Source organism: Collinsella sp. An271 (genome assembly GCF_002159695.1).
Classification (GTDB): domain Bacteria; phylum Actinomycetota; class Coriobacteriia; order Coriobacteriales; family Coriobacteriaceae; genus Collinsella; species Collinsella ihumii.
The window spans coordinates 1-17,926 of the sequence record NZ_NFJE01000009.1 but is presented as its reverse complement, the minus strand read 5'-3'; the positions used below and the strand labels follow the sequence as shown (position 1 = coordinate 17,926).

Below are 17,926 nucleotides of genomic sequence, written 5' to 3'. Positions count from 1 at the left end.
CAAGCTGTCGCGTCGCGTTCGCCCCGACGGGTTTCACCGCCCGCCGGGGCTTTTCATGTATGTGGAGAGATGGCCGATCGGGGATCGGCGCGGATCGGCCGCACTGCCCGCCGCGGATTGGACGTTCTGCGCGCGGGCAATGGTGCCGTTCTGCTACAAGACGGCTCCGGTTACCGTGCCGGAACAGCCGCTTCCGATAAGCATGACGCTGTCGGGCAGCACGGTATTCGCGGCGGACGGGATGCTGCCGCAGCGCAACCTGCCGATCGTCGACGTGTTTTCCGGCGGGACGGAAGACCACGGGACCCTCGCCAACTGCATCGCTCGCGGGCGCCGGCTGCACGATGGCGGGCGCGCCGCGGTGTCCTTCCGCGGTCCGGAGCATGCGAGCAGGCAGCAGGTGGTGCAGATCGCCCGGGAGCTCCGGCAGGCGCTCGCGCCCGGCGCGGTCGTGCTCGTGGAGGGCGATTTCGCGAAGGCACTGGGGCAGCAGCTCGCCGTGCTGGGGCTGCGCCAGGTGGTGGTGCTTGACGGCGTCTCGGTCGGGTGCGGGGATTACATCGACATCGGTCGGCCGGTGGGAGACGCCGTGCCCGTGGTGGTGAAGACCATCGCCTTTCGCTGAGGGCCGACACGGCCCGTCGTCTCGGCGGCGTGCCCGCACCGTTTGTCTTGAAACTGTAAAGAGCGTGTTTCACGTTTGAAAACGGGGACTACAGGGCAGTTAGGGGCCTGTAAAGAAGGGCCGTTGCCACCACGTTCCAAGGTTTTATGCACCTATAGTGCAACGTGTTGTGTGCGAGGCGTCACGTTCAGGCCGACGCGGTGCGTATCCGCGGCCCGGAGCCTCCACCGTGAATCGAATGCAATGAATGAGGGAGGCATTGATGAACAGGGAAACGGTCGTTCGCGCCGCCATCGAGCGCGGCGTGTCGCGCAGGCAGTTCTTTGGGATTCTCGCCGGCATGGCGGGTATGGCCACGGTTGCCAGCATGGGTCTGACGGGTTGCGATGATGGCGGTTCTGCCGCTTCCGATGTCGATTACAACTCGATGTCGCTCGAGGATCTCATCTCCCAGGCTCAGGAGGAGGGCGAGATCCAGTCCGTAGGCATGCCCGATACGTGGGCCAACTGGGTTGAGACCTGGGAGGACATCGAGTCTGAGTACGGCATCACCCATGCCGACCAGGATATGTCCAGCGCCGAGGAGCTCTCCATGTTCCGCGAGGAGGGCGCCGACGGCACCAAGGACATCGGCGATGTGGGCCAGTCCTGGGGCCCGGTGGCCGAGGAGCAGGAGTTGACCCTCAAGTACAAGACCAGCTACTGGGATGAGATCCCCGACTGGGCCAAGGACGACGATGGCGACTGGATCGTCGGCTACTACGGAACCATTTCCATCATGTCCAACGACGCCAACGTGCCCGAGGCCCCCACGAGCTTCCAGGATCTGCTCGATGGTGACTACAACGTCTGCATCGGCGACGTGACCGCTGCCGCCGTGGCCCAGTACGCCGTGCTCGCCGCTGCCAATGCGCTTGGCGGCAGCATCGACGACATGCAGCCCGGCTATGACTTCCTGCAGCAGCTCGCCGAGGCGGGCCGTCTGGACGTCTCCGACGCCTCGCTCGCCCGTATCGAGTCCGGCGAGATCGACGTCTGCGTCAACTGGGACTACAACGCGCTGAACTACCGCGCCCAGATTCTCGAGAACAACCCCAACGCGTCCTTCTCGGTGAACATCCCGACCGATGCTTCCATCCGCTCGGGTTACTGCACCATCATCAACAAGAATGCCCCGCATCCGGCGGCGGCCTGCCTCGCTCGCGAGTTCATCCTGTCCGATGAGGGCCAGATCAACCTTGCCCGCGGCTATGCGACTCCCATCCGCGACGTCGAGCTGCCCGAGGATGTCCAGGCCATGCGCCTTGACGATTCCCAGTACGGCGACCAGGTCCAGAGTGTCGACGAGACTGTCTGGAGCGAGGTCAGCCAGAACATGATCACCTGGTATCAGGAGAACATCATCCCGATTCTCGGCTAATTCGAGTGATGCGAAATCGATTGGGGGCGGGCCGTATGCGGCCCGCCCCCGCATTAAGGTAAGGAGTGCGCAATGCAGCAAACCGCAGTGGCGGGACGGCAGGAGGTGAGCAGGGCCGAGGCGACCACCAAGGTCGCCAAGCGTCGCCCGTGGCTCGGATATCTCGCGGTCGTTCCGTTCTTTGTGGTCGTGGCGCTGTTCGAGATCATGCCGCTTCTGCAGCTGGCATTGAACAGCGTGATCGGCCGCGAGTCCGGCTCGCTCGGTCTCGAGAACTTCATCCGCGTCTTCACCACCCCGCTCTACCAGCAGTCCATCTGGAACAGCGTGTGGATCAGTCTCCTTTCGGCCGTGGTGGGCATCATCGTGGCGTTTTTGGCCGCGCGCTTCTGCTCCGAGGCGAGCCCGCGCGTGCAGAACGCGTTCACGATGGTCCTCAACATGATGTCGAACTTCTCCGGCGTGCCGCTGGCCTTCGCCTTCATGATTCTCATGGGCAACTCCGGCGTGCTGACGCTCATCGGCCAGAACTTCGGCATCCCGTTCCTCGCTGACTTCAACCTGTACGGTTCCGAGGGCCTGGTGCTGATGTACATCTACTTCCAGATCCCGCTGGCGACCCTGTTGATGATCCCGGCGTTCGCCGGCATCCGCAAGGAGTGGCGTGAGGCCGCGACCATCCTCAAGGCCACGACCTTCGACTACTGGTTCCGCATCGTCATCCCCAACCTCATGCCGTCGATCCTGGGCACCTTGTCGGTGCTGTTCTCCAACGCGCTTGCCGCCTATGCGACCGCTTACGCGCTCGTGATGAACAACTACGCGCTGCTCGCCCTGCAGATCACTTCGCGCTTCAAGGGCGACGTGCAGACCGACGCCGCCACCGGTGGTGCCCTCGCCATGGTCCTCATCGCGCTGATGGTCATCTGCACCCTCGTCAACAACTACTTCACGCGCCGTGCCGCTAAGGGGAGGGAGCTCGTATGAGTAAGGTCGTAGCTGTCCAGGCGGGCGGCAAGAAGACCTCGCTTGCGGGCAAGATCTTTTTGGCCGTCGTCGCCATCTACCTGCTGGTCCCGTTCGTGACCACCTTCATCTACTCGCTGTTCGTCGAGTGGACCGACATCCTTCCCTCCGGCTTCACGCTGCGCAACTACATCGAGCTGTTCAGCAACATGACGTTCTGGAGCTCTATCGGCCGCACGCTCGTCCTGTGCATCGTGAGCGTCTTGATCACCATCGTTTTGATCCTCATGGCGATGTACGTGGTGGTTGCCGTGAACCGCAAGTTCGCGGGCGCCATGCAGTTCCTCTGCATGATCCCCTACGCGCTGCAGGGCGTCATCCTGTCCATCGGCATCATCTCGCTGTACACCGGCACGGGCACCATCCTGTCCAACCGCATGTTCATGCTGTTCGGCGCCTATACCATCTTGGTGCTGCCCTACATCTACCAGGGCATCCGCAACGCGCTGAACTCCATCGACGCCGAGATGCTCATCCAGGCCGCCGAGATGCTGGGTTGCGGTCGCTTCCGCGCCTACGTCCAGGTCGTGCTGCCCAACATCTTCTCGGGCATCCTCGTGTCGAGTCTGCTCGCCGAGAGCATCATCTTCGGCGACTTCGTGCTTGCCAACAACATTGCCGGCACCAACTACCAGAACATCCAGGTGTTCCTGCAGGCCAACATGGACGTCTCCAGCGGCCTTTCGAGTGCCATCGTCGTCGTTATCTTCGTGGTGGTGGCCCTGGTCACCGGTATCGTGCTTAAGCTCCAGGGTGCGTCCCGGAAGCGAGCGTAAAGGAGTAGTTAACCCATGGCTTATATTGAGTTCCACGATGTCGTCAAGCGTTTCGGCGACAATACCGTGCTCGACCACATCAACTTCGGGATCGAGAAGGGCGACCTCGTGACGCTGCTCGGCCCGTCGGGCTGCGGCAAGTCCACCCTGCTGCGCTGCCTGTCCGGTCTGGAGCAGGTCTCCGAGGGCAAGATCATCCTCGACGGCGTCGACGTGACCAACGTGCCCGCCTCCAAGCGCAACATCGGCATGGTGTTCCAGCAGTACAGTCTGTTCCCCAACATGAACGTGGCGCAGAACATCGCCTTCGGCCTCAAGATGCAGAAGGTCCCGGCCGACCAGATCGACGAGAAGGTTGCCCGCGCCGTGGGGATGGTCGAGCTCAAGGGCAAGGAGAAGACTTACCCCGCGAACCTGTCCGGCGGTCAGCAGCAGCGTGTGGCGCTCGCCCGCTCCATCGTGACCGAGCCCAAGGTCCTGCTGCTCGACGAGCCGCTGTCGGCCATCGACGCCAAGCTGCGCCGCGCCCTGCAGTCCCGCATCCGCGAGATCCAGCAGGAGCTGGGCCTGACCTCGATCTTCGTGACGCACGACCAGGACGAGGCCATGGTCATGTCCGACGTGATCCAGCTGTTCCATGCCGGCCGCATCGAGCAGGCGGGCAGCCCGGTCGACGTCTACACCAAGCCGGTCTCCGAGTTCGCCGCGAGCTTCATCGGCAGCTACAACCAGCTCACGGCCGCCGAGTTCGCCGATCTGACCGGTGAGCGCGTCGCTGCCGACCAGGTGGTCGCCGTGCGCCCCGAGACCATCGGCATCTCCGTCGAGGAGCCCGAGGCCGATGACGTCTATGTGCTCAAGGGCATGGTCGCCGGCAGCATGCCGCGCGGCAACGTCCTGCGCTACACCGTGCGCGTGGGCGCCTCGACCCTGCGCGTGGACGTGCTGTTCCGCAGCTTCCACATGTTCGGCACGGGCGAGACGGTCTATCTGTCCCTTCCCAAGCACGACTGCCTGATCATCCCGGCGGCCGCGTAGCGCTGTCGGGCGAGGACGCGCGTGTCTTTTCGCCCGCCGTCCAGCACCCCTTCCTGTGCACCCGGCCTCGCTTCGCTCTCGCGGGGCCGGGTGTTTTGGCGATGCAGCGGGTGGAGCTTGCGCGCGAGGGGAGAATCGGGCCGGCTGCGCCGCGCCGCCGGTTCGCCGGATACGAAGGTGAGAGCACAAGGGGATGTAAGGAGCCGCCATGATTGCCGACCAGCAGGGTCTTCCGTCGCTGCAGGACATGCCTCGCTACAAGGGCAACCTGCACAGCCATACCACCAACTCCGACGGGTGCCTGACGCCCGCGGAGGCGGTGACCGCGTTCCGTGAGCGCGGGTACCAGTTCCTCTGCCTGTCCGAGCACGACCTGTTCACGGACTACTCGGGGGAGTTCGACCGCGAGGATTTCATCATCCTGCCCGGTATCGAGGCGTCGGCCTACCTGTATGCCGACGAGTCGCATACCGCGCGCCTGCGCTGCCACCACATGCACGGCATCCTGGGCACCGACGAGATGGTCGCGGCGGCGCCCGAGCGCTTCGCGCACATGGAGCGGTTGGAGCCGCCGGCGTATGTGGGCACGTGGGACGGCCTGGCGGTGGCGCGCGAGCTCGGTGCCGAGCTCGCTGCGCACGGGTGCGCCGTGACGTACAACCATCCCATCTGGAGCCGCATCGAGCCGGAGGACCTGATGGGTCTCGACTGCGCCTTCGGCATCGAGGTGTGGAACTACGACACGGTGAACGAGTGCGCGCTGGGTGCCGATACGGTCTATTGGGACATGCTGCTGCGTCGCGGGATTCACGTGGGCGCGATCGCCGCCGACGACAACCACAACCCCGGGACGTTCGACGATGCGTTCGGCGGCTGGGTCGTCGTGTGCGCGCCCGAGCTGACGCGCGACGCCGTGGTGCGGGCGCTGCTCGACGGGCGCTACTATTCGAGCTCCGGTCCCGAAGTGCACGGGTTCGGCGTGAACGACGGGCGCGCCTGGATCGAGTGCAGCCCCTGCGAGCGCGTGAACCTGATCTGCGGCGGCCCGATCGGCGTGGGCGAGACCCGTATCGCCCCTGAGGGCGAGCTGCTGGAGCGCGCCGAGTTCACGCTGCGCGGCACCGAGACCTACCTGCGCTTCGAGTGCGTCGGCGCGAACGGCCGCACCGCCTGGACCAACGCCCTGCGCTAGCGCGGGACCTATGCGGGCGCGGTTTTCGCTGTCGGCCGGGGGCGCTTGACGACCGGTGCGCGGCGGGGTCCGGGGTGGCGCGGTATCCGCTCTGCCCCATCGTGCGCGGCCGCACCGGACGCCGAGCCTTCCGCATGGTTGCGCGACAGGGACCGTGCGGAGGGCTCGGCGTTTTCGGAAGGACGATGAGATTCCTTGGGAGGCGTCGGGGTCTTTGTAAGGTCCCGGAGACCGGGCGATGCGGAGGCCTCGAAGCTCGAACGGGTTTCGGGATCGATCGGAGACGGCGTTCCGTTTCGTGCGAAAATACCGCTATCGAGGGGCCGCATCGTCGGCTGTTCAAGAAAGAAAGGGAGTTCCCATGGCTACCCCGTTGCCCGCCCGCTCCATCGTGGACACCCATACCCATACGCATTTCTCCGACGGCGTGGGCACGTTCGAGGAGAACGCCTGCGCTGCGGCGGCGGCCGGCTGCCGCGTGATCGTGTCGACCGACCACCTCACGCTGCCGCGCATCATGGATCCGGCGGGGGCCGTCCAGGTCGTGGAGCATGAGCTGGCAGCGCACCGGGCGGCCTTCGAGGCCGCGCGCGACGCGCACCCCGAGATCGAGTATATCTATGGGTTCGAGTGCGACTGGTACGAGGGCTGCGAGGAGAACATCCGCCGCTGGTCGGCGGATGCGGTCGTGCGCCTGGGCTCGGTGCACTGGCTGGGCAGCCAAGAGGACGGCGCCTGGATCGACGACGCGACCGACCAGCATATCTGGACCGAGCTCGGTCCCGACGAGGTGTGGCGGCGCTACGAGGAGACTTGGTGCCGCGCCTGCGCATGCGACCTGTTCGACACCATGGCGCACCCCGATCTCGCGATGCGTTTCGTAAACGAGGGGTTCGCGCCCACGATCGACCTGGCCCCGCTGTGGGATGAGATGGCCGCGTGCGCGCGCGACACGGGCAAGCGCGTGGAGCTGTCCACAGCGGGTTGGCGCAAGGGCGTGGGCGACTACTATCCCGCCCGCGGCCTGCTCGAGCGCTTCTTCCGCGCCGGCGTGCCCATCACGGTGGGTTCTGACGGGCACTATCCGAAAGATATCTGCGACGGCATCGCGAGGGCGTACGACCACGCGGCGGCCGTGGGCTACCGAACGGTCGAGGTGCCGCGCGCCGACGGCTCATGGGAGCAGATGCCCATCGCGTAGCGCGCGATAGCAGGCTGCCCGCCGCGGCTGGCTGGCAAGTCCGCCGATCCCGACCGGTACGCTGGCCGCTGCCGGATGGTTGCCAGGTCCTCTACCTAGTTTTCCGCTGACCCCTCCGGTGCCGACCTCCAGCACGCGCGTCCGCAGGTTCTCAAGCGCCCCTCGGTGCATGTGCTGGAGGGTCGTGGTGGGGGGACTATCGGGGGATGGGCGTAAGGCCCGTAGCCGAGGGCGCGGCCGGCCAAGAGACGGGCGGGTGTTCCCCTTCAGGGCATGGCCCGGCTTTCCCGCGAAGGGGCATCCCGGCTTGACCCGCGCCCCGAAGCCAGATGGCGCCGCCCTGCGCTTCCGGTGCGGCCGTCGAGGATGCGCGGGGGCGCTCTTTCATCTTGACGATGCGGTCCCGGGCACTCACAATGGAGAGACCCTCTCCCGTGCACGCCTCGATTTGGAGGCCTGCACATGAACCTATTTCTCGAAACACCCCAGCGGGCTGCGGAGCGGCTGCTGAGAGAGCAGCGCCGGCAATACGGTGCGCCACCGGCGGCTTCGGGCTGGAGCGGGGGCGCAGCGCCTCCGCCGCCATCCTCTGCGGCCCCGATGTCGCCCCAGGCAGACGTCCCGGTTCACGACCGGTCGCCCATCGCGTTCGGTGGGGGACAGGTTCCTGCTGCAACAGCCTCGGCATATGCGCCGCCGCCCGCTCCTCAGGCGGCGATGCCGCAAGGCGGCGCACCCGTTGCTTCCGGCGCACCCCAGGTGGCATATCCGGCAGCGGGCCCTGCGGGTCCGGGTCCGCAGGAGGCTTCCGCTGCGTACGGGGCCTCGACCCAGCCTGCCTCCGGCTATCCCGAGCGGGGACCGTCTCAGCAGCCGTGGAACCAGTACTCGCTCGCGCAGGAGACGTATCGCGAAGAGCGCGCATATGATCGCCAGCGCGCCCGACGGCGCAAGCGGCACGGCGCGCTTCGGATTGTGGGGATGTTCATCCTGGTTCCGCTGATGCTCGTGGCGGCATTTCTGGTTTCATACATTCTGACCTGCATCATCAACGGCGCCTCGCCTGACGATGTGGCCGGCCTCCTTGCGAATCTGTGGGAGCGCGTCCGAGGATGGTCCCTCGGGATCACGGTATTCGGGTAGCGGGGCGCCGATGCATGTGCCGCCTCGCGCACCTCGATATAATGACGGCAGATAGATGAACGGATACGAGACGGGCGGTTCATGGAAACTGAGCTCTTGATGATTGCAGTGCTTGCCGCCGCCGCGGCTGTCGTGCTGTCTGCCGTGGCGGCGGTCGGCGTCATGCAGATGAGACGAACCCGGGCGCAAGCCCTCGACGTCGCGCGGCAGGCGGCAGAGTCGGCGGAGCGCTGCGCGATGGCGGTCGAGTCGATGGGTCCCGTGGTGGCGCAGACGCACGCCGTGGCCTCGGGGCTGAGCCAGCATGCCGCGTCGGTTGCGGCGGTCGACCAGCAGCGCTTCGACACCACGGCGCGCGAGTTCAGCCGCATGGACGCCAAGGTCGATGACCTGCGTCGCGAGGTCCAGGCGCAGCTGGGCCAGAGCCGCGAGACCGTCGACACCCGCTTGGGCGAGATGCGCGTATCGGTCGATCGCCAGCTGCGCGCCATCCGCGTCGACAACGAGCGCCAGCTCGAGCGCATGCGCGAGACGGTGGATGAAAAGCTGCAGGCTACGCTCGAAAACCGTCTGACGCGGTCCTTCAAGCAGGTGAGCGACCAGCTCGAGGCGGTCTACAAGGGCCTGGGCGACATGCAGGGCATCGCGCAGGGCGTGGGCGACCTCAAGCGCGTGCTCGGCAACGTGAAGACGCGCGGTATCTTGGGCGAGGTGCAGCTGGGGGCGATACTAGCCGATATCCTGGCGCCCGATCAGTATGTGCAAAACGTCGCGACCAAGCCCGGCAGCGTCGAGCGCGTGGAGTTCGCCGTGCGCATCCCGGTCGAGGGGTCCGAGCCGGTGCTGCTGCCCATCGATGCGAAATTCCCCGGCGATGCGTACGAGCACCTGCGCGATGCGATCGATGCAGGCGATACCGAGGGCATCGCGTCGGCGCGCAAGCAGCTGGAGCTGCGCATCCGCACCGAGGCGCGCGACATCTCGACCAAGTACCTGTCTGTGCCGGAGACCACGAATTTCGCCATCATGTTCCTGCCGTTCGAGGGCCTGTACGCCGAGGTGGTCGACATGCCCGGGCTGGTCGAGACGATCCAGCGCGATTACCAGGTGAGCGTCGCGGGCCCCTCGACCATGGCGGCCATCCTCAACAGCCTGCAGATGAGCTATCAGAGCTTTGCGTTTCAGCGGCAGGCGGACGAGATCCAGCGCGTGCTCTCCGCGGTCAAGGCGGAGCTTCCGCGATACCAGGCCGCCCTGCAGAAGGCCTACGAGCAGATCAACCGCGCCGGCTCGACCGTCGAGACCCTCATGACCACGCGCACGCGCGCCATAGAGCGCAAACTCAGGGGCGTTACCGCGCTCGAGAGCGAGACGGAGGCGCTGCGCGTGCTGGGGTTTGACGAAGGCGACCGCTCGCAGGAAGCGGACGAGGTCATCTTCGAGACGCCGGAAGACGAGGGGTCCGCCTCGGCCGCGCACGGAGAGCGGGAAACCGATACGACGGAAAGGGACGATGCCTGATGCCACGCGAGACGAATGCGGCGAAGCGCGAGCGCGCCATCGAGGTGTGCCGGCGCCTGAACGAGCGCTACGGTCCGGTCGAGTGCTTTTTGGACCATGAGAACCCATTCAGGCTGGTCATCTCGGTCCTGCTGTCCGCGCAGACCACGGACGCCCAGGTGAACAAGGTGACGCCGGAGCTCTTTCGCCGCTGGCCGACGCCGGAGGCCATGGCGGGGGCGACGCCTGCCGAGATCTCCGAGGTGATCAAGTCGCTCGGCTTCTACAAGACCAAGGCGAAGCACTGCGTCGAATGCGCGCAGATGATCGTGGCCGACTACGGCGGTCAGGTTCCGGCCGATATGAAGGAGCTGGTCAAGCTTCCAGGCGTGGGGCGCAAGACGGCGAACATCGTGCTGAACGTCGGGTACGGCATCGTCGAGGGCATCGCGGTCGACACGCATGTGAACCGCATCGCGCATCGGCTCAAGCTGTCTCCGAAGACCCATGAGAAAGAGCCGCTTAAAACGGAGCAGGACCTGCTCAAGATCTTGCCGCGCGAGTACTGGAACGACGTCAACCACCAGTGGATCATGCTCGGCCGCGAGATCTGCGATGCGCGCAAGCCGCTATGTGGCGAGTGCCCGCTCGCCGACATCTGCCCCAGCGTGTGCGTGACCGCGGAGTAGCCGCGCCGGAATGCAAATCCGGGGACGTACCTTCCGCATGCACTATTGCAAATCGGGGACGTACCTGCTGCGTGCATCATTCTGGCGCAGCGGGTGCGCTCCCGATATGCGATATGCATAAAAAATTACGCAACAGGTACGTTCCCGATTTGCATGTGAGCCCCAGAATGCACGCCGAAGGTACGTCCCCGGATTTGCAAATGTGCATGCGGAAGGTACGTCCCCAGTTTGCACGCTAGCGCTGTGAGCGGACAGCGGTCTCGTGGTAGGCGAAGAATCCCGGGCGCTGGCGGGATTCGGTGTACTCGATCATGACGCCGTCGGCGTCGAAGGTGTGCGAGCGCATGACGCCCACCGCGTTGAATTCGCCGAGGTCGATGTAGCGCCGGTCGGTCTCGGTCGCCGCTTCCACGGTGATGGTGCGCTTGCTCGTGCCGATCTTCATGCCGAGCTCGCCCTCGAGGTAGGCGTAGACCGAGTTCGCGATGATCTCGAGCGTCAAACCGGGCACCTCGTCGGCAAGATAGAAGCTCTCGTCGGTCGAGATGCGTATGTCGTCGGCGCGGCGCGCGCGCATGATGTGGGTGAGGCGGCTTCCCGTGGCGAACCCCGTCGTCTCTGCGAGCCCGTCATCGGCAACGATCTCCTCGAGCAGCACGGCGTCGGTGTGCGGCGTGAAGTCGAGCCGCGTGGCGAGCTCGTTGAACGTCTCCAGCCCGTTATAGCCGCTGATGTCAAGAAGCGCGGGGTTGCGTATGACGCGCACGCCCTTGCCCTGCTGCGACTGGACGTACCCGTCTTCCGCGAGCATGCGCAGCGCACGGCGGACGGAGCTGCGCGAGCAGTCGAATCGCGCGGTGAGTTCCGCCTCGGAGGGGAGAAACGACTGGTATGAGAAGATCCCGTCCTCGATGTTCTGCTTGAGGGCGCGATAGATATCCTGGAACACTGCTTTGGGCATTGCATCACCTATTCGAACAACTTGCTATACAGAGTATAGACCGATGTAATGCGCATGACCACGGCATCTTGCACGACCAGGTCGGCGCGCCCGTCTCGGCTCTCGCTAACTTGTACGAACAACAATAGCGTTCACCGGTGAATTCCGACCGTTCGCCGCGCCGCCTGCGGTATGGATAGACTTGTACGAACAAGAATCGCATAATTAAGCCATAACTTGTACGAACATGTTGGGTAGCAAACGCCGGCAAGCTTCTGAGCAGGGGAAATGCAGGTTATACGAGAGAATTGGCGTCCGGGTATCGCCTGTCCGGACGACGTAAGCAAGAAAGGAGGAAGCCTCCCATGATGCAAAAGATCCAGAAGTTCGGCGGTGCCATGTTCACCCCGGTGCTTCTCTTTGCGTTCGCCGGTGTGGTGATCGGCCTCGGCACGCTGTTCACCACCGAGGTCATCTTCGGTTCGCTGGCGGCTCCCGATACGTTGTGGTACGGCGTGTGGAACGTGATCCTGCAGGGCGGTTGGACGGTCTTCAACCAGCTGCCGCTGCTGTTCGCGGTCTCGCTGCCCATCGGCCTGGCCAACAAGCAGAACGCGCGCTGCTGCATGGAAGTGCTCGTCGCCTACCTCACCTTCAACTATTTCGTGTCCACGATGCTGTCCCAGTGGGGCCCGACCTTCGGTGTCGATTTCTCCGCTGAGGTCGGCGGCTCCTCGGGTCTCGCCATGGTCGCGAGCATCAAGACGCTCGACATGGGCATGATCGGCGCCCTCGCCATCTCCGGCATCGTCATCGCGCTGCACAACAAGTTCTTCGAGACCGAGCTTCCCGAGTGGCTCGGCGTGTTCTCCGGCTCCACGTTCGTCTACATGATCGCGTTCTTCGTGATGCTGCCCACCGCGCTCGTCGCCTGCCTGGTGTGGCCGCACGTGCAGGACGGCATCCGCGCCTTCCAGGGCTTCGTGGCAACGGTCGGCCTGCCCGGTGTGTGGATCTTCGCCTTCCTGGAGCGCGCGCTCATCCCCTTCGGCCTGCATCACCTGCTGTACAGCCCGTTCTACTATGACAACGCCGTGGTGAACGGCGGCATCTACGCTGCCTTCGCCAAGCAGCTCCCCGAGATCGCGGCCTCTTCCGCCCCGCTTACCGAGCTTGCGCCCTACGCGGCCTTCACCTGCTCCACCTGGTCCAAGATGTTCGGCTGCCCCGGCATCGCGCTGGCCTTCTACGCCACCGCCAAGCCCGAGAAGCGCCAGGAGCTGTTGGGTCTTTTGATCCCCATCACCCTCACCGCCATCTTCTGCGGCGTGACGGAGCCCATCGAGTTCACGTTCCTGTTCATCGCTCCCGCGCTGTTCATCGTCCACTGCGCGCTTGCTGCGTGCCTCGCCACGGCCATGAATGCAGTGGGTGTCGTGGGCGTCTTCGCCGGCGGCCTCATCGAGATCAGCTCGCTGAACCTCATCCCGCTGTGGGCCAACCACTGGATGACCTACCTCACCGGTCTGGTCGTGGGCCTTGTCTTCACCGGCATCTGGTTCGTCGTCTTCCGCTTCCTCATTCTCAAGTTCGACTTCAAGACCCCCGGTCGCGAGGACGACGAGGAGGAGATCAAGTTCCGCAGCAAGGCCGAGTACCGTGCGGCCAAGCAGGGCGGCGGTGCTGCGGCCATCGAGGCCGGCGCCGAGGAGAACCCCTACGCTGTCACCGCCGCGGCGTGCATGGAGCTCGTGGGTGGTCCCGACAACATCGTCGACGTGACCAACTGCGTCACCCGCCTGCGCCTGAACGTCAAGGACGAGACCCTCGTCGCCGACGACAAGGACTTCAAGGCCATCGGCACGAGCGGATGCATGAAGAAGGGCAAGTCGGTCCAGATCATCATCGGACTCAAGGTCGCCAAGGTCCGCGATGAGTTCGAGAAGCTGATGTAGCGGATCGAGCCCGCCTACCCCGCGCATCGATGCGCGAAACCCCTTCGAGCGGGGCGGCTTGACTTACTGCGCCGCTAGTCGCCCCGCACCCCAGGAGGTCCCGAGGTGAACAAAGGCCCCGCGTCGTGGTCGCAACGCGAGGCTCACCAAACCCATTGCGACCGGGAAAGGAACGATCAGCCATGTCCAAGAAGTCCTATGCGGTGACTATCGCCGGCGGCGGCTCCACCTTCACGCCGGGCATCGCCCTCATGCTTCTCGAGGAGCACGACCGCTTCCCGGTGAACAAGATCACCTTCTACGACAACGACGCCGAGCGCCAGGAGATCGTGGCCAAGGCCTGCGAGATCTACTTCCGCGAGAACGCCCCCGAGATCGAGTTCAACTACACGACCGATCCCGAGACCGCCTTCACCGGCATCGACTTCGTGCTCGCCCACATCCGCGTCGGCAAGTACGCGATGCGCGAGAAGGACGAGAAGATCCCGCTGAAGTACGGCGTCCTCGGCCAGGAGACCTGCGGACCTGGCGGCATCGCCTACGGCATGCGCTCCATCGGCGGCGTCATCGAGATCCTCGACTACATGGAGAAGTGGAGCCCCGACGCGTGGATGCTCAACTACTCCAACCCGGCGGCCATCGTCGCCGAGGCCTGCCGTGTGCTTCGTCCCAACAGCAAGATCATCAACATCTGCGACATGCCGATCGACCTGATGGACAAGATGGCCGTCATGTGCGGCATCAAGGACCGTCGCGAGCTGCAGTACAGCTACTACGGCCTGAACCACTACGGTTGGTTCACCAGGATCTACGACAAGGACGGCAACGACCTCATGCCGGAGATCAAGAAGCACATGGCCAAGAACGGCTACCTCGACGGCATCAGCCATGAGCCGGGCCAGGAGCAGCACATCGACGAGTCCTGGGTCCACACCTTCGGCAAGGCCAAGGACGTGTACGCGCTCGATCCCGAGACCATCCCGAACACGTACCTCAAGTACTACATCTTCCCGGACTACGTGGTGGAGACCTCCGATCCCAACTACACGCGCGCCAACGAGGTCATGGACGGCCGCGAGAAGCGCGTGTTCGGCGCCTGCCGCGAGGTGATTGAGAAGGGCACCGCCGAGGGCTGCGGCTTCGAGGCCGACGCGCACGCCACCTACATCGTGGACCTTGCCTGCGCACTGGCCGAGAACACCATGGAGCGCTTCCTGCTGATCGTTCCCAACGACGGCGCGGTGTCCAATTTCGACCCGACCGCCATGGTCGAGGTCCCCTGCATCGTGGGCAGGAACGGCTACGAGAAGATCTGCCAGGGCCAGGTGCCCCAGTGGCAGAAGGGCATGCTCGAGCAGCAGGTCTCCGTTGAGAAGCTCGTCGTCCAGGCCTGGGTCGAGCACAGCTACCAGAAGCTGTGGCAGGCGCTGTCGCTGTCTGCGACCGTGCCGTCCGCCAAGGTCGCCAAGCTCATCCTCGATGACCTGATCGAGGCCAACAAGGGTTACTGGCCCGAGCTGCACTAGGTGCATCTGCGGAAAGGCGTGTGAGGGGCGGCCTGACCGGCATTCCCCGGCGCCTTTCCGACCCTCTTTACGCGCCCGCGGCGCTTGCCTGCTGCGGGCGCGTGCTGAACGAGGGGCGAGTCCTGCTCACCCTGCCAGATGGGCGTTATGTTCGGTGCGCATCTGGCAGAATGAACGGGAATCTTCCCAAGACGACGAAGGATCGCCCGCGAAAGGGGACACCATGGCAAAGACGACTCGTGCTCAGGCGGCGGCGCGCGGAACGAAGCTCGACGACGAGCGCTCGATCAGGCCCACCGATGCCGTCGAAAAGCCCAGGCAGGCGGCCCGTCCCCAGTCCAAGTACGAGGCGCGCACCGCCAAGATCTTCACGACGGTGCAGGTCATCATGGTCGTGGTCCCGCTCGCGATGATAGGATACGTGTGGATGGTCGGAGGCGGGTCCATCTCGGCGCTGCAGGACGCCATGGAGCAGAACCCGACGCTGACGGTGTCGTTCATCTCGGCCATGTGCCAGCCGCTCGTCGCGTGGCTGCTCAAGTTCGTGAAGCAGCACTACCAGGCGGGAGACGGCGGGTATGCCGCAGCGAACCTCATCGGCCTCATCTGCGGCGAGCTCATGCTCCAGAATGCCGTGGGTGTGATCGGGTGCGCGCTGCTGCTGTGGCGCATCTGGAAGTGCATCGACGGCGAGCTGACGGCGTGGAAGCGGGAGCGTCGATTGGGCGGCATGCTTGCCGACCTGTCCGGTGCGCTGGTCATCTGCGTGTTCGGCGCGCTGTGCGCGTTCGCCAGCTGGAGGGTCGGCCTGGCGTAGACCGCTGCGGGCGCCGCGTCGGGTTGCAGCGGGCGCCGGTGCTGAGATGCGCGGAAGCGCGCCGGTTTTCGTCTCCATACGGCCGCATGATGTTCGCACATGGTTTGTAAGGAGATAGAAGGGGATCGGGGTTGCCGCTTTCCGTGCGCCCGCGTGGGTGCTACTATCCGCTGGTGCAAACATGCCATGACGAGCCGGACCGCTCTTGTGCAGTCCGGCTCTTGCTGTGAGAAAGGGTCGGATCGACTATGAAAAAGAGCCTCATCGCCCTCGCCATGGGCGCGTTCGTGCTCGGATTCGCCGAGTTTGTCATGATGGGCATCCTGCCGGTCGTGGCGGAGGGCGTGGACGTGACCGTCGCCTGGGCGGGCAACTTCATCACGGCGTACGCGGTGGGCGTCTGCGTCGGCGCGACGATGCTCGTGATCGGGCGCCGTGTGCCGCCCCGTCGGCTCATCATCCTGTTCATGGCGATCTGCGCTGCGGGCAACGCCCTCTCCGCGATCTCGGGGGATCCGATGATGCTGCTCGCAGGCCGTTTCATCGCAGGCCTGCCGCACGGCGCGTTCTTCGGCACCGCGACGCTCGCGTCCAAGATGCTCGCCGATCCCGGCCGTGAGGGCCAGGCGGTGGCGACCATGGTCCTTGGCCAGACGGTCGCCAACATGATCGGCGTGCCCGCCGGCACGCTGATGGCGGGTATGTTTTCCTGGCACGCGCCCTTTGTGTTCGCGGCGGCGTGGGCCGTGCTGGCGGCGGTGCTCATCCACCGGTTCGTGCCGGTGCTCGACGCCATCCCCGATGCGGGCCTGGCCGGGCAGTTCGCGTTTCTGAAGGCCCCCGGCCCGTGGTTCATCCTCGCCGCGGTCCTGCTGGGCAACACGGGCATCTTCTGCTGGTGGAGCTACGTTTCTCCCTGGTTGCAGCATATGGGCGGATTCGCGGAGAGCATGGTGCCGATGCTGCTGGTGCTGGCTGGTGCCGGCATGGTGGTCGGCTCGACGCTGGGCGGGCGCGCCGCCGATCGTCGGAGCCCGGGCATCGCCGCGGCCGCCGGCCAGTCGCTTGCCGGCGTGGCCCTGCTGCTCATCTTCCTGTTCGGCCGCGGTTCGGCGCTGTGCGCGCTGCTGATGTTCGTGGTCTCCATCGGGCTGTTCTTCGTTTCCAGCCCGCAGCAGATCCTGATGGTCGAGGTCGGTCAGGGCGGCGGCGAGCTGCTGGGAGGTGCCTGCGTGCAGATCGCCTTTAACGGCGGCAATGCCATCGGCGCCCAGGTGGGCCAGATGGTGTTGAACACGGGCGCGACCTACAACTGGATCGGCCTGGCGGGCGTGCCGTTCTCCATCGTGGCGGTGCTGTTGCTGCTGGCCTTTGCCCGTCGCTACGAGCGCCAGTACCACCTCAAGGCGACCGGTCGCGCCTAAAGGCGCCTGGCCACCGCGCTGTCGGGGGCGGGTGCATACGACGAATCGCATTTCGGCATCGAGCCCGAGGAGTGCGTCGCGTTTGGCGACGGCGGCAACGATATCTCGATGTTTCGATGCGTGGGCACGAGCGTGGCCATGGGTAACGCGTCGGACGAGGTGAAGGCGGCGGCGAGCCACGTTACACCGCACGTCGACGAGGACGGCATCGCGCGGGCCTGCAGGGACCTCGGGCTGATATAGGAGGGCGTCGAGAGGCTCCTTTTGCTCGCCGCAACCTGTAACCACAACGGTATCACCCGGCCGGAATGCACGGGATAAGGCCTTATCCCGTGCATTCCGGCCGGGTGATACCGTTTTCTTTCCGGACCGGGTAACGACCGATGGAGATTGGTCGGCGCTCCCTCGGGTGATGCCGTTGGGTGAACATGTCGCCTTTCGAGAAGAGGGGGCAGGGGGTCAATGACACAGAATGGGCAATTTGGCACGCTAAAGAGGGCTAATAGAGGCCTCTAGCGTGCCAAATTGCCCATTCTGTGTCATTGACCCAATACAGTTAAGTCGTTCCAAAGGAGCTCCGCTTTTATTCATATCCCAGCTCCTGGGGTATGCTTGCGGGGCCCCGAGGGGCGACCCGACCGACCGCCCGCGCGC

At 65.0% G+C, this 17,926-nt stretch carries 16 protein-coding genes; 15 read left to right on the top strand and 1 reads right to left on the bottom strand.

The window, feature by feature from the left end; all coding sequences use genetic code 11:
* Nucleotides 1-55: 55 nt before the first annotated feature.
* From B5F74_RS08585 to nth, 10 genes are all read left to right on the top strand, one after another.
* Complete coding sequence (locus B5F74_RS08585) at nt 56-625, top strand: ethanolamine ammonia-lyase reactivating factor EutA (RefSeq protein ID WP_143753834.1); 570 nt, start codon at nt 56-58, stop codon at nt 623-625.
* Nucleotides 626-887: 262 nt separating this feature from the next.
* Nucleotides 888-2,045: an ABC transporter substrate-binding protein gene (locus B5F74_RS08580; protein ID WP_239283430.1), complete on the top strand. Its 1,158-nt coding sequence runs from the start codon at nt 888-890 to the stop codon at nt 2,043-2,045.
* Nucleotides 2,046-2,117: 72 nt separating this feature from the next.
* Nucleotides 2,118-3,032 (top strand): ABC transporter permease subunit, encoded by a 915-nt coding sequence (locus B5F74_RS08575; protein WP_087201666.1) that lies wholly within the window; start codon nt 2,118-2,120, stop codon nt 3,030-3,032.
* A complete protein-coding gene (locus B5F74_RS08570) occupies nt 3,029-3,847 on the top strand; it encodes an ABC transporter permease subunit (RefSeq protein ID WP_087201664.1) in 819 nt (272 codons plus the stop codon). Before B5F74_RS08575 ends, B5F74_RS08570 begins: the two co-directional genes overlap by 4 nt.
* A 15-nt stretch (nt 3,848-3,862) precedes the next feature.
* Nucleotides 3,863-4,885: an ABC transporter ATP-binding protein gene (locus tag B5F74_RS08565; protein WP_087201662.1), complete on the top strand. Its 1,023-nt coding sequence runs from the start codon at nt 3,863-3,865 to the stop codon at nt 4,883-4,885.
* A gap of 208 nt (nt 4,886-5,093) precedes the next feature.
* Nucleotides 5,094-6,077 (top strand): histidinol-phosphatase, encoded by a 984-nt coding sequence (locus B5F74_RS08560; RefSeq protein ID WP_066831694.1) that lies wholly within the window; start codon nt 5,094-5,096, stop codon nt 6,075-6,077.
* Between the two features lie 361 nt (nt 6,078-6,438).
* The gene (locus tag B5F74_RS08555; RefSeq protein ID WP_087201660.1) at nt 6,439-7,278 is read left to right on the top strand and encodes a PHP domain-containing protein; all 840 of its coding nucleotides are present in this window, start codon (nt 6,439-6,441) and stop codon (nt 7,276-7,278) included.
* Between the two features lie 759 nt (nt 7,279-8,037).
* On the top strand, nt 8,038-8,421 hold the full coding sequence (locus tag B5F74_RS08550) for a hypothetical protein (RefSeq protein ID WP_143753833.1): 384 nt from the start codon (nt 8,038-8,040) through the stop codon (nt 8,419-8,421).
* An 81-nt stretch (nt 8,422-8,502) separates the two neighbouring features.
* Nucleotides 8,503-9,942, top strand: a complete 1,440-nt coding sequence (gene rmuC / locus B5F74_RS08545; RefSeq protein WP_087201656.1) for a DNA recombination protein RmuC — start codon at nt 8,503-8,505, stop codon at nt 9,940-9,942.
* The gene (gene nth / locus B5F74_RS08540) at nt 9,942-10,610 is read left to right on the top strand and encodes an endonuclease III (protein WP_087201654.1); all 669 of its coding nucleotides are present in this window, start codon (nt 9,942-9,944) and stop codon (nt 10,608-10,610) included. Before rmuC ends, nth begins: the two co-directional genes overlap by 1 nt.
* A gap of 235 nt (nt 10,611-10,845) precedes the next feature.
* Here nth and B5F74_RS08535 read toward each other — a convergent pair whose 3' ends face one another.
* On the bottom strand, nt 10,846-11,571 hold the full coding sequence (locus tag B5F74_RS08535) for a UTRA domain-containing protein (RefSeq protein ID WP_087201652.1): 726 nt from the start codon (nt 11,569-11,571) through the stop codon (nt 10,846-10,848).
* Nucleotides 11,572-11,915: 344 nt separating this feature from the next.
* Here B5F74_RS08535 and B5F74_RS08530 point away from each other — a divergent pair, with 344 nt between their 5' ends.
* From B5F74_RS08530 to B5F74_RS08510, 5 genes are all read left to right on the top strand, one after another.
* On the top strand, nt 11,916-13,505 hold the full coding sequence (locus tag B5F74_RS08530; RefSeq protein WP_087201650.1) for an alpha-glucoside-specific PTS transporter subunit IIBC: 1,590 nt from the start codon (nt 11,916-11,918) through the stop codon (nt 13,503-13,505).
* 182 nt (nt 13,506-13,687) lie between these two features.
* Entirely contained in the window at nt 13,688-15,031 is a 1,344-nt protein-coding gene (locus tag B5F74_RS08525; protein ID WP_087201648.1) for a 6-phospho-alpha-glucosidase, read from the top strand.
* 223 nt (nt 15,032-15,254) lie between these two features.
* Nucleotides 15,255-15,848 (top strand): hypothetical protein, encoded by a 594-nt coding sequence (locus B5F74_RS08520; protein ID WP_087201646.1) that lies wholly within the window; start codon nt 15,255-15,257, stop codon nt 15,846-15,848.
* Between the two features lie 248 nt (nt 15,849-16,096).
* Complete coding sequence (locus B5F74_RS08515) at nt 16,097-17,272, top strand: MFS transporter (RefSeq protein ID WP_087201644.1); 1,176 nt, start codon at nt 16,097-16,099, stop codon at nt 17,270-17,272.
* Between the two features lie 6 nt (nt 17,273-17,278).
* A complete protein-coding gene (locus B5F74_RS08510; RefSeq protein ID WP_087201643.1) occupies nt 17,279-17,515 on the top strand; it encodes an HAD hydrolase family protein in 237 nt (78 codons plus the stop codon).
* Nucleotides 17,516-17,926 lie beyond the last annotated feature (411 nt).